Genomic DNA, 12,640 nt, shown 5'->3' on the forward strand with positions numbered 1-12,640 from the left:
ATGGGCCAACTCTATTATTAAAGAGACTTAACAAACCTCTCTAAAGATACTTTCTATAAGTATTTTCAAGCAATACCTCATAGAATTCTAAAAAGAAGAACTCATCTAACCAATGCAAATACACAAAATAGAGGCATGACTTATGAATTCGACTCTTCGCCATTCCACCTTCTGATATAATCCCTGCATTCTTCCATGAGCCATTTAGGTGTGCTCGTTGCACCGCAGATACCGACGGTCTTTGCGCCATTGAACCATTGCATATCAATTTCATCAGCACTTTCTACCTGATGACTGTTGGCATTGACACTCTGGCATTCCTTAAAAAGCACTTTGCCATTTGAACTTTTCCTTCCTGCCACAAACACCACAACATCGTGCTTACTGGCGAAATTCGCAATATTAGGCATACGATTAGCCACCTGCCGGCAGATGGTATCAAAGCTCTTGAACTCGGCTTCGGGCGAGATATGCGACTGTATATAGTCAATGATATGATGAAATTCGTCAAGGCTCTTCGTCGTCTGTGAGTAGAGATAGATGCTGCGATTGAAATCGAGTTTCTTCACATCATCAAACTTTTCTATCACAATGGCTCTACTATGTGTCTGCCCGACAAGGCCAAGAACCTCGGCATGACCATTCTTTCCGAAGATCACAATCTGCCTGTCTGCATCTTCTTTATATTCTGGAATATCAGTCCCTTCTTCGTATTGCTTCTTGATACGTTTCTGAAGCTGTAACACCACAGGGCATGTAGCATCGATAATTTCAATGTTATTCCTACGCGCCAGTTCGTAAGTTTCAGGCGGTTCACCATGTGCACGCAGCAACACTTTCACGTCATGAAGCTCGCGCAATTGGTCATGATTAATGGTGACGAGTCCGTTTTCGTGGAGTCTTTCCACCTCCATGCTGTTGTGTACAATGTCTCCAAGACAGTAGAGCGTACCCCCTTTGGCCAATTCTTCCTCGGCTTTCTTGATGGCTGTGGTCACGCCAAAACAGAAACCACTGCCATTGTCAATTTCTATCTGTAGCATTTACCTTACATTAATTTTAATAACCACCTTGCCCCTATCGGGATCATTGGTAATCATGAGTATTCGAAGAGTACGCTTGGGCTCCTTAATTTGGTCGGCAATGGCCGTCACCTTGAGTTTAGCCTGCCCGCCTGGTTCTATCTTCGTCTTGTTCAACGAAATTTCCAAACCATTGGAGAACATCTGCAAATTGCGCACTTCCAAAGGTGAGCGCCCCGTGTTAGTAAGTTCTATCTCTCCTTTAATTCGCTTTCGCCCATCGAAACTTCCCAAATCGAGACTGTCTGCCGAGAGTCTCAGCTTGGGGGCAAGTGCCAGCTCTTGTTCTGTCATACGCCGGAAAGCAGGAAGCAAAATGGTTGAAACCTGAAGTTGTTTCTGTTCAGAAACCTTATCCCCAGGTGCAAAACCAAGGTAGATATTGGTTTGAGTCAGTCCGAAATCACGTAGATTTCGTGAGTCAAGATGAAGCACAGCCGTCCCCGAATGATGCGGAGCAATACGCGAAGGCGACATCTCTGCGGTCAGATAACTCGGCAAATGCATGAATACAGGCTGTGCCACTTGATTGGAATTGTTGAAGATATGTATCTTCTTCAACGGTCGGTCACCACGGTTCACATCGTCAAACTCAATATCGTTTACATCTACTTTCAGGTCACCGAGCGTAAAATCATACGTCCCCATGAAATCCTTAATCTCGCTGACCACTACACCTTGCATCGTCAGCACAAGCGGTTCTTTGCCCACATTACTGTATATGGCTACCTGCTTATGGAAATGTCCGAGTGTCTGAGCATCATAAACAGCACTCACCGTGAAGTCCTTACCTACCCCAACAGTCTCCGGAAAAGAAGCCGTCGTACACCCACAACTTGTCTTTACATCTTGAATTCGCAAGGTCTTAAAGCCTTTATTCTTCAGTTTGAACTCTGCCTTGACAGGCTGTTTGAAGAGCACTTGCCCCACATTAATAACTTTCTGGTTGGCATTGATACGCTGGGCATGTGCAGAAAGCGTTGCACTGAACAGCATGCAGCCTATTAAAATCTTATTTTTCATTATTCAATTTAATCGCTTTGTCACGTCCGCCAAACTCAGGACTATATGTGCAGCGTGCAGTGCAAGTGCCACTCATATATGAGCCTTCGCGGTCGATATAATATTCTGTTTCAATCGTATGAGTTCCTTTTGAAAGGCAATCGAAGTAGTAACTCGTCGTGCGGTCGCCGGGAGCGTAGTAATATTCCCAGCTATAACCACTGACTTGATTGACGGGTTCAAGGCAAGCAGGGCGTTTATCTGTGACTTCAACAAAGTCATAATCGCGGTCGGCTTTAAGCGTGATACGCACTTTAACCTTGTCACCCACTTTGAATTTACGAGCATTGACAACCTTTCCATTGGCATCAACAAGCTGACGGACTACGCTAAGTTGTGTAGACTGACTGTCAATGTCCTTGATATTCTGTTCATATTCAGCATAAACGGCTCCCCAACTGATGTTAGTCGAAGTCTTCTCCGCAGTCAACACACCAAACTTCTTACCACTCTTTTCTGCCTCCACAAGGGCACGTCCGGCTGTAGCCTCTGTTGTGTTAAGTTTTTCGCCATTGAGTTTCAGCACCGTATTGGCACCATAGTTCGTGAGACTTTCCTTTGTTTCACCTTGCATGAAGGCATAAATAGCATTCACACAGTTAATCGGAGTGTCCCAACTTTGTGTGCGTTTGCTCTGCAACAACCAGCGTTGCATCTCGCTGATAGTTTGTTTGTCATCGGGAGTAACGGTTTTCAGTGCCTCTATGACAGCCACCTCTGTCGGTATGCGATAGTCAAACCATGAATAATGTGCACGCTGTGTGTCGAAATAACGCCCCATTTCGTCAGAGTAGACGGTGTATTGTTTAAGGCTCTCAAGGTGTTCCTTGGCTAATTTCATATTTCCACTACGACTCAGAATGACACTCATCATAGCCTTTCCATAGATGCTGAACAGCGTATGATGCTTCTCAACAAGCCCTAAGAGATATCTGTTGTCGGCATTATTGAGGTTCTCTTTTCGCAGAGCACATATATAAAGATATTGCATGTCGGTCTCAGACGGCAGCAGGTTTCTATAGCCTTTGGTCTCCATTTTCTTGAGTTCAACAACATGTTTCCTTATTTCTCCTGCCATGAACTTCATACTGTTGTCTAACAATTTCTTTGTCGCCAGCTGCTCTCCTATCATCATATTGAGACGTTGCAGCGTTTCAGCTACGCCCACGGTGATATACAACGAACCTCGCATTCCTGGCCACCAAGAAAACGAACCATCGGCAAGCTGCAACTGACGCAGTGCGAAAAGAGCCTCTTCCTTATAGCTGTTCATCACGGCTACAGAGTCTTGTTGCCCTGCCAACTGCATCAAGTGAGCCGACAAACTGTTGGCATAATACTTGGCTGCAAGGCTGATGGCATCCTTTGTCGATGCATGGGCAACTGTTGGAAGAGCCTCTATCATCATCCATGCAGGATTGTTCGTATAACTTATTTTCAGTTTATTCTTCTCTTCCTTGACAGGGAATAGCTTATCAACATCAATGGTCTTCGTGCCCGGTTCATTCTGACTGAATGCCAAAGTGGTTACCACGTGCTCCTTATCAGAAAGAATGGGCAACAGATGTTGCTCGCCATCACTGAAAGACTGACCATTAACCACCATGCGACAAACCACAGCATCAAGATCGCAGCCCATGGTACGAAGCTGCAAAGGCTCAAAAGTAAAGGCGACTGATGCCGTGGCATTGGGGGCCAACGTCAGTTTCTTTGCCTCAGAGAAAAGTTGCTTTTCTGTCTTTGGATCAAGTATCAGCATCTCTACTTGTCCACTTTGCGCTTTGCCGGTGGTGTTAACAACACGATTAGAAAGCATTGCCTGATCGCCCATTCTGACGAAACGAGGCATGTTGGGCATAATCATTACACTCTTCTTTGCCACAGCTGTGGCTTCAAGCTCAGCATTATTCATTTCTTTATCGTGTGCCAATCCCAGCAGACGCCATGTTGTTACACTCTCCGGAAGCGTGAACTTCAGACTCACATTCCCCTTATTATCGGTCTGCAGTGCAGGGAAGAAAAATGCCGTTTCATTGAAATTCTTGCGCAGAGATGTCTGCTTCTGTACAGATTGTTGCGTTTCCCTGTGTTTCTTCGGAACACTATATCCTGTAGTGACAACCTCGTTAAGAACTGCACTTAGACTTCCACAAAGCGCATTAGCCACTTCTTCCTTGGCAAGAACCATGCTGCCTGTCATGGAAGACTTTTGCACGGCACGTGATCCACGCACATAAACCGCGGGACGAATATAACCGTTGAGCACATAATGTGTAAAGTCGAAAGGACGCACATAGAGTTGTTTCAGTGGCATTTCACCATAGAGACTCATCGCCGCAAAACTGTTTCCACGCCATTGCATATAAGGTAAATACCAATTGAAACGTACATCTAAGTCCCAATTGTGTGCATAAATATCGTCAAGGCTCATGTCATACATCGTTGCCATGAGTTGTGCACGAGCGGGCTTGCCCATTTTATCTGTAATCTGAAGCGTCCATGTTTCCTGTTGTCCGGGCGTGAGTTTGTCGCGGAAAGTAATCCATTTCGTGTGAAGTTCCAATTTCGGTTCGGGACGACGAACAGTTATATCGTGGCTATGGAGCACACCATCTTTCACCCAAGCATAAGCCAATGTGATGCCGTCATGATATTCTTCCTTATATTTCAAGGCACGTGTACGCAGTTCATCATTCAGCGTAAAAGTGCCACTTTCAAGCACCTTGCTGCCCGAAAGCATGCTATAGTACACCATGACATCATGCCTGCTCGAACCTATCTGCACATAGACAGGCTTGCCATCTTCTCTGAAATGGTCACTGCTCGCATAGAACCAATCCTCTGCTTCGTCAGCAGGCTTCTTGTCTTTCAACGAGAATACCGTAAACGAACAGTGCAGCGTATCCTCGCCACAGATAGCTTCCAAAGTGTGGCGACCACTCTTCAGCTTCCCAAGATCAAACGTAACAGACTCGTTAGCATTGGCCTGATATACCGTATTGTCTACCTTATAGTCTATCTTTGCGGCAATATTCTGACCGGAAAGGTTCTTATAATCAAAGGTGAAATGCAGCATACTGTCGCGCTCTATGCGTTCGGGCAACCGACAATAGAAATAAGTCGAACGGTTACTGAGCGGGAGATTGAGGCTCCCCTCATGGCTTTCGCCGGCACCATCGGTGACCGTTGCACTCACTTCAACGATATAATAACGCGACATGTTGTTCTTGGCTTCGGGCATAGTGAGCACTACCGGCACATGAAAATGCCCTTCCTCGTCTGTCTTAATGGTGTCTGTCTTGAGTGTCTTCTGATATTCATTGTCACCTCTCCACCAATACCAATTCGGCCGACGGGTCACAGTATAGACCACCTGGGCACCCTGCACAGGAACCCCGGCATAGCTTTTGGCCGTGCCCTCCACATGGATTGTGTCACCATTCTGATAGGCCTTTGCATAAGGAGTGAAGTCAACGGTAAACGTAGGACGCTTGTATTCCTCAACATGAAAATCTGTTTGGTAATCTTCGTTGGCTTCAATCGAAAACGAACCAGTCTTTCCCGATTTAGGAAGGTCAAACGTTGCATTGGCCGTTCCATAGGCATCGGTGAGCACTTTCTTCGTTGCTATCTCGTTATCTTCAGTATCATAGAGTTTCAATGTGATGCTGTCGGATGCATTGACTGAAGCCTTTTTCGTCTGGTTATTCTTCTTAAAGTCAATCAAGCTCACGTGGACTTGCTGTCCGGGACGGTAGAGACGGCGGTCTGTGAAAAGCTGGATATCATTCTCTATGAAATCATCTTCATCGTCCTTAACATAGTCTTCACCCGCTGAATAGTAGGAATTATCAGCATGCCACAGGCAGAATTTATCGTCAGGAGTGAAAGCCTGATAGCGAACCACGGATGCATTGCTATGCGGCTGATAGACAGTTTCTCCGTGTTTATCCACATCAAGCGTAGCCCGTAATTTGATTTCGTTCTCGTTATAGTTACGCGTAAAGACATTGATTTTGGCATCTGCAATGGGCTTTCCTGTGGTGGCACTCATGGCAACGAGTTTCGTAATCCCTCCGGGAAGGCCGGTTTGCAGCACATACATATCTGAAATGTGGAGCAATGTGCGCTCGGGTTTAATGTCTTTGTTATCTGTTGTGAATTCAACAAGATAGACGCCTTTCTGCAATGGAGCAATCGTCATAGAGTCACAGCTCACCTTATAGGCCGGCAGTCCCACGTAACGATGGGTCACCGAAGTAGCCGTAGGCAGCAGCAACAGCTTTTCAAGCTTGGCATATTCCTGCTTTTCGTTTGGGTTGAGCATCAGATATTCCTGCGTATTCAACCGTGTAACAGTCATCGTGAGGTTCTGAATATTTGTCAGCTGACGTATCTTTACTCTGATTTGCCTGTTGGGTAACTGTACTGTCGGGCCACAATCAACAATGAAACTCGGAAGCGTGAGGCGGCTCTGTGCATTGCGAAGTATGTTCATACGAGGCCAGGTGCCCCATTTGGAGAGTGCATAGTTGAGATAGTTCATCTTTTCAGCAGCCGTCACATCATTGGCCTGATCCATGAAATTATAACGGGCAATAGCCAATTCACCAGCAATAGGCAAATCCTGATAGCATGTGATGAGCGAGTCAAGACATTGCAGATATTTTGATTTCTTCAGTTCGTATTTGTCGTTGCAGTGCTGCTCCTCAACTAACTTAAAGGCACAATAGCAGGCTGCACTGCGGTTGTTGTGAGCCTCATACCATTGAAGAAGCGTCTTATAGTCACCGGCAGCAAAGCCAAGGACATGCAAAAGGTCGTTGTAGAAAATATGACTGTCGATACCTTCTATCATCAATGGTGCATAGTTCTCGGCCTTTACAGCAGCCAAGAGTGCAGGGTTCTGCATGGAACGGCGCATGAACTTCTTGCTCACCTCCATGGAGTCGGCTACATATCTGAACTCCTTTTGATAGATTCTCCCCAGCACACTGTAGTAGATTGCTGCTGCAGCACGGTCGTCTTTCTCGGCTTTCATGGCTGAAAGGCTCAACCGTTGTAACTGTGGTTGCAGGGAGTCGCCTGACAGGTCTTGCCAGTTGACCACTTGTTCAAGCTCGGCCTTGATGAGCTGACCATAGGCTTTGTCTGCCCGTGCCTTAGCACTGATCTGATTGAGGATGCCGATAGCCGAACGCGGTTGGTTCTTTTTCTGCACCTGTTCGTATTGTTTCCACAACGAATTATAGCTGTCTGCCATGATAGCGAAAGGCATCATCAACAGCAGGGCAAGAGAAAACATCACCTTTTTCATACGATTTGTTTTTATGTTTTTTGTCTGCAAGACCTATCAAGAATATCCATACACGCTTTGCAAAGATAATGATTTTTTTTACAGTAATACCGATTTCCCGTCATTTTTTATCAACGATTACCCTTTGGAAGCAATAAAGAAATCCCTCCGTTTTGTAAAGATTATCAGCAGAAATTTAACATCTTTTGGCCATACCAAATAGAAATAAAAAACCATTCTCAACGCATGAGCAAAGTCATTTCTGAACTTCAACTGTCTCGTTTTTATTTCTTTTGCATGCAACTCCATTCATAATAAGCTGTAATTTGAGGCAGATCAGACAATAACTTGAGTCAGAATACACAACGAAATGAGGCAAATTGCGAGGTAATTTGATGCAAATTGCAATGCTTTTTAGCGTGATGTTGTATTGCCATTTATCCCAAATCTCATAACTGTCTGACTGTCAAAACATTGCAATTCATCGAAAAACAAGCCTTATTTAGGGCGAGGAAAAGTCTCTTTTCAAATACGCGAGTATAGCGAGGGCAATTGTAAAGAAATTTAAGAAGTATTTTCTGAACATCTTTATTGATAAAACAACGGAGAGAAAGAGCTTTCCCAAAAGACAGAACGAAAAGGAGATATTGGTGAATACAAATAGTTTGATTGAACGCATAAAACCGAAAAAGGCATGCCGAATGACTTCCGGCATGCCTTTTCCTAATATAACTTTCCGACTGATTAACCGAAATTATCATACATGATTGCATCTTGATCAACGCCAAGACTATCCAGATAATCGGTCACTGTCTTGATAAGCATTGGAGGACCACAGAGATAATATTCGCAATCTTCAGGTGCCTCATGATCTTTCAAGTAGGTATCACGGATACAGTTAACTGCAAAACCTGTATAATACTTCACACCCGCTGCATCGGCTTTCGGGTCTGCACGGTCGAGCGAAAGGTGGAAATGGAAATTTGGATATTCCTTTTCAAGCTCCCAGAAGTCCTCAAGGAAGAAAGCCTCACCCAAGGCTCGTGCACCATAGAAGAAGTGCATTTCGCGGTCGGTTGTATGCAACGTCTTTGTCATGTGCATGATTTGTGCACGCAACGGTGCCATACCCGCTCCACCACCAATCCAAATCATCTCCTTACCGGAAGTGAAATTCGGGTGGAAGTCGCCATAAGGCCCACTCATCATCACCTTATCTCCAGGCTTGAGAGAGAAGATATAAGAGGATCCGATACCTGTAGGCACGTTTTGGAAACCTATTTGCGGACGTGGAAGGAAAGGCGTTGTGGCAATACGAACGGTAAGCGTAATGATGTCGCCCTCGGCAGGATAGTTGGCCATGGAATAAGCGCGAACGGTAGGTTCGGGGTTATGTGCTTTGAGAGAGAAGATATTAAACTTCTTCCATGCACCTATATATTCCTCGCCAATGAGTGCCTTATCGAAGTCTTTATCATAGTCGATGCAGTCATATGCAGGGATTTTAATCTGTGCATACGAGCCAGGAATGAAGTCCATATGCTCTCCGGGAGGCAATGACACCTTGAATTCCTTGATGAAAGAACTTACATTCTGATTGGAAATGACAGTACACTCCCACTCTTTTACGCCCATGACACTCTCGGGAACTTTGACTTTCAAGTCGCCTTTTACCTTGCACTGACAGCCTAATCGCCAATGATCTTTAATTTGTTTCCGCGTGAAATGAGGTTTTTCAGAGTCAAGGATTTCACCACCACCTTCAAGCACCTGCAACTTGCATTGCCCACAGCTGGCCTTACCACCGCAGGCAGAAGGCAGGAAAATACCATTCTCGTTGAGGGTCGCCATCACGCTGCTGCCCTGTGGCACCTCTATCGTTTTATCGCCATTGATTTCTATTTTTACGTTACCGCTTGGGCTGAGATATTTCTTGGCTACAAGCAGCATAACGACGAGAAGGAGTATGATGATGAGGAATACCCCTATGCTTGATAAAATGAACTGTTCCATATACCTTATTATATTTTAAGTCCGCTGAACACCATCATGGCCATTGCCATGAGTCCAACGGTGATAAACGTGATGCCAAGCCCTTGCAGTGGCTTTGGAACATCACTATACTGCATCTTTTCACGAATGGCACCCATGAGCACAATAGCTAATGTCCAGCCGAGTCCGGAACCGACAGCATAGACGACAGCATCAGCCACATTGCCGATATACTGCGTGTTGCTTGGATCAAGATTGATGCGCTGCTGCATGAAAAGAGACGCTCCCATGATAGCACAGTTGACGGCAATCAAAGGCAAGAAAATACCTAAAGCTGAATAAAGTGACGGCGAATACTTTTCAACTGTCATCTCTACCAACTGCGTAATGCCGGCAATAACAGCAATGAAGAGAATGAAACTCAAATAGGAAAGGTCGACTCCTTCAATCAAACAGTTGGGCCCAAGCACCTTCGTTTGGAGCAGATAATCAACCGGAACCGTTACGAACAGCACAAAGGTTACAGCCATACCAAGCCCGAAGGAAGTCTTTACATTCTTGCTTACGGCAAGGAATGAACACATGCCGAGGAAGAAAGCAAAGATCATGTTGTCGACAAATATCGAACGGAAAAACAATGAAATGATATGTTCCATCTTATTTCTACTTTATTTATTTCTCTTTATAAAAATAGGCACGATGTACCCAAATGACACAACCTACAAGAATTAAGGCCATGGCCGGCATCGTCATCATACCATTATTCATATAACCTGTATCGTAGACTGACTGCGGTATCAATTGGAAACCAAGCAGACTGCCACGTCCCAACAGTTCGCGGAAAGCACCGACAATAACTAAAATCAACGCATACCCTAAACCATTGCCTACTCCATCAAGGAAACTTGGCCAAGGTTTATTCATCATTGCAAAAGCCTCAAGACGCCCCATGAGAATACAGTTGGTGATAATCAGCCCGACATAGACCGACAACTGCACGCTGACATCATAAGCTACAGCCTTCAATATCTGACTGACAATAGTTACCAAAGCAGCAACGACCACCAATTGAACAATGATACGGATGCGCATTGGAATGGTTTTGCGGATAGAAGCAATGATAACATTAGAGAAAGCCGTAATGATTGTAACGGCAAGTCCCATGACAATAGCTGGCTTCAGCTGTGAAGTGACAGCCAACGCACTGCAGATACCAAGCACTTGAACTAAGATTGGGTTATCAAGGTTCAGCGGATTGATAAATGCTTCTTTATTTTGTTTACTGAATAAACTCATCTTCTGCTGTTATTATAAGGATTATTTATCATTCAAGAATGTCAGATACTTGCCCAAAGCTTCATGCAACATGTCACGCACACCATTACTGGTCAGTGTGGCACCTGTTACGGCATCAACCTGTGTTGTAGGGTCGGTGACATTCTTTTCAACTCCAAGTGCAATAGTTTTATCGTCACCTGACGTAAAAACTTTCTTGCCTTGGAACTTTTCCTGCCAAGCAACGTTGTCCTTGATTTCTGCACCTAAGCCTGCAGTCTCACTTTCATGATTGAAATAGGCACCGTAGACCGTAGCCTTATCTTCATTTAAAGCGATATACCCACTGATAGGCCCCCAGAGTCCCATACCATAAACAGGGATTACATATTTGCGAGAACCGTTGACTTTGCAGATATACAAAGCCAACTTACCTGCCTTATAATCCTTGCTTTCAAGCTTGAAACCGGCTTTTTCACCGCCTTGCGTTCCAGCCTCAACAATCTTCCCTTTTTCATCAATCACTTCATCGGCAATGACCACTTCCTTATATTTGGCATCGGCTTCTTCATTGCTAAGGTCACGAATGTTGAGTGAATTCAGTATCTGCTTCTTCTTATCAAGTGCCACATTAGCATCCTGCATTGGTTTCAAAGCCTGAAACACGAAAGCCAAAAGGAAAGCAACAATGACTACGATAACGGCAGAATAGATAATCGTATATGAATTTGAATTTGTCTTCATAATCAATCTCTTATTTATTTTTCATTCGTTACACGTTTTGCACGACGAGAGATGTTGCGCTGAACAACGCAATAGTCGATGAGTGGAGCAATCATATTGCCGAAGAAAATCGCTAACATCATGCCCTCGGGAAAACCAGGATTCATTACGCGGACTATCACAGCAAGTGCACCGATGAAGAAACCATAGTAGTATTTTCCCGTCTCTGTACGAGCAGAAGTGACAGGATCAGTAGCCATGAACACGGCACCAAAGCAGAAACCTCCCAACACAATATGCTCATACCATTGTATAGGAGTCATGCCCAAAGCATGGAACAACACTGCCATCACAATACCACCGGCAAATACAGAGCCCATGGTTTTCCAGCTGGCAATGCCTGTCCATAACAAAATAACAGCTCCGATGGCAATAGCAATAACGCTGGTTTCGCCTATTGAACCTGGTATAAAGCCAATGATCATATCAGCCAATGATGCATCAGGCATACTACCTGTTGCCAATTGGCCAAGCGGAGTAGCTGCAGTAAAGGCATCAGGAAGAGTATTACCCAGGCCAAAAATGGAGTTAGTAGCTACCCATACGCGGTCACCTGTCATAGCACTTGAATAAGAGAAGAACAGGAACATACGGGCAGCAACTGCCACATTGAAGATATTCATACCTGTTCCACCGAAGATTTCCTTAACGAAAATCACTGAAAAAGCACACGCCAAAGCCAACATCCACAAAGGACAGCTGACAGGAACTATCATTGGAATGATGATACCTGAAACCAAATAGCCTTCTTGGATCTCTTCTCCTTTCCATTGTGCCCATGCAAATTCAATGCCTAAACCAACAACATAGCTGACAATTAGCTTGGGGAGAACGGCCAAAAAGCCAAACATGAACATGTTCCAGAAAGAAGCTTCTGCCAATTTTCCTGCTGCAGCAAAGTTCTGATAGCCTATATTATACATTCCAAAGAGCAAAGCTGGAAGCAAAGCTATCACAACAAAGCTCATGATACGCTTCGAATCAATCGCATCATGGATATTGGTTCCACTCACTGATGTGGTATTAGGCACATACAGAAATGTCTCCAATCCGTCAAACACACTTCGAAAAGCATGGAGTTTACCACCCTTTTCAAATGTAGGTTTGATGTTATCAAGATATTTTCTTAGACTCATAATTCTTTTTATCC

General features: G+C 44.6%; 8 protein-coding genes. All 8 read right to left on the minus strand.

What is annotated here, in order from left to right; all coding sequences use genetic code 11:
• Positions 1–140 precede the first annotated feature (140 nt).
• Complete coding sequence (locus HMPREF2983_RS05980) at positions 141–1,043, minus strand: 4-hydroxy-3-methylbut-2-enyl diphosphate reductase (RefSeq protein WP_070667368.1); 903 nt, start codon at positions 1,041–1,043, stop codon at positions 141–143.
• The gene (locus tag HMPREF2983_RS05985) at positions 1,044–2,105 is read right to left on the minus strand and encodes a DUF1573 domain-containing protein (RefSeq protein ID WP_070667369.1); all 1,062 of its coding nucleotides are present in this window, start codon (positions 2,103–2,105) and stop codon (positions 1,044–1,046) included.
• Positions 2,095–7,461: an alpha-2-macroglobulin family protein gene (locus HMPREF2983_RS05990; RefSeq protein ID WP_070667388.1), complete on the minus strand. Its 5,367-nt coding sequence runs from the start codon at positions 7,459–7,461 to the stop codon at positions 2,095–2,097. The genes HMPREF2983_RS05985 and HMPREF2983_RS05990 overlap by 11 nt, the downstream gene beginning before the upstream one ends.
• A gap of 723 nt (positions 7,462–8,184) precedes the next feature.
• Entirely contained in the window at positions 8,185–9,453 is a 1,269-nt protein-coding gene (nqrF, locus tag HMPREF2983_RS05995; RefSeq protein ID WP_004374979.1) for an NADH:ubiquinone reductase (Na(+)-transporting) subunit F, read from the minus strand.
• Positions 9,454–9,461: 8 nt separating this feature from the next.
• Positions 9,462–10,088 carry an NADH:ubiquinone reductase (Na(+)-transporting) subunit E gene (gene nqrE, locus HMPREF2983_RS06000; RefSeq protein ID WP_018920419.1) on the minus strand — a complete coding sequence of 209 codons (627 nt, stop codon included), beginning with the start codon at positions 10,086–10,088 and terminating at the stop codon, positions 9,462–9,464.
• Between the two features lie 16 nt (positions 10,089–10,104).
• On the minus strand, positions 10,105–10,728 hold the full coding sequence (locus HMPREF2983_RS06005; RefSeq protein WP_070667370.1) for an NADH:ubiquinone reductase (Na(+)-transporting) subunit D: 624 nt from the start codon (positions 10,726–10,728) through the stop codon (positions 10,105–10,107).
• Positions 10,729–10,749: 21 nt separating this feature from the next.
• Positions 10,750–11,451, minus strand: a complete 702-nt coding sequence (nqrC, locus tag HMPREF2983_RS06010; protein ID WP_070667371.1) for an NADH:ubiquinone reductase (Na(+)-transporting) subunit C — start codon at positions 11,449–11,451, stop codon at positions 10,750–10,752.
• A 14-nt stretch (positions 11,452–11,465) separates the two neighbouring features.
• The gene (locus HMPREF2983_RS06015) at positions 11,466–12,626 is read right to left on the minus strand and encodes an NADH:ubiquinone reductase (Na(+)-transporting) subunit B (protein WP_004374975.1); all 1,161 of its coding nucleotides are present in this window, start codon (positions 12,624–12,626) and stop codon (positions 11,466–11,468) included.
• Positions 12,627–12,640 lie beyond the last annotated feature (14 nt).

The sequence above is a fragment of the Prevotella sp. HMSC077E09 genome (assembly GCF_001814685.1).
GTDB classification, from domain to species: Bacteria; Bacteroidota; Bacteroidia; order Bacteroidales; family Bacteroidaceae; genus Prevotella; species Prevotella oris.

Excerpts from the sequence above, each read along its gene's own strand:
- HMPREF2983_RS05980 (WP_070667368.1), bottom strand. The coding sequence starts at position 1,043 with ATGCTACAGATAGAAATTGACAATGGCAGTGGTTTCTGTTTTGGCGTG.
- HMPREF2983_RS05985 (WP_070667369.1), bottom strand. The coding sequence starts at position 2,105 with ATGAAAAATAAGATTTTAATAGGCTGCATGCTGTTCAGTGCAACGCTT.
- HMPREF2983_RS05990 (WP_070667388.1), bottom strand. The coding sequence starts at position 7,461 with ATGAAAAAGGTGATGTTTTCTCTTGCCCTGCTGTTGATGATGCCTTTC.
- nqrF (WP_004374979.1), bottom strand. The coding sequence starts at position 9,453 with ATGGAACAGTTCATTTTATCAAGCATAGGGGTATTCCTCATCATCATA.
- nqrE (WP_018920419.1), bottom strand. The coding sequence starts at position 10,088 with ATGGAACATATCATTTCATTGTTTTTCCGTTCGATATTTGTCGACAAC.
- HMPREF2983_RS06005 (WP_070667370.1), bottom strand. The coding sequence starts at position 10,728 with ATGAGTTTATTCAGTAAACAAAATAAAGAAGCATTTATCAATCCGCTG.
- nqrC (WP_070667371.1), bottom strand. The coding sequence starts at position 11,451 with ATGAAGACAAATTCAAATTCATATACGATTATCTATTCTGCCGTTATC.
- HMPREF2983_RS06015 (WP_004374975.1), bottom strand. The coding sequence starts at position 12,626 with ATGAGTCTAAGAAAATATCTTGATAACATCAAACCTACATTTGAAAAG.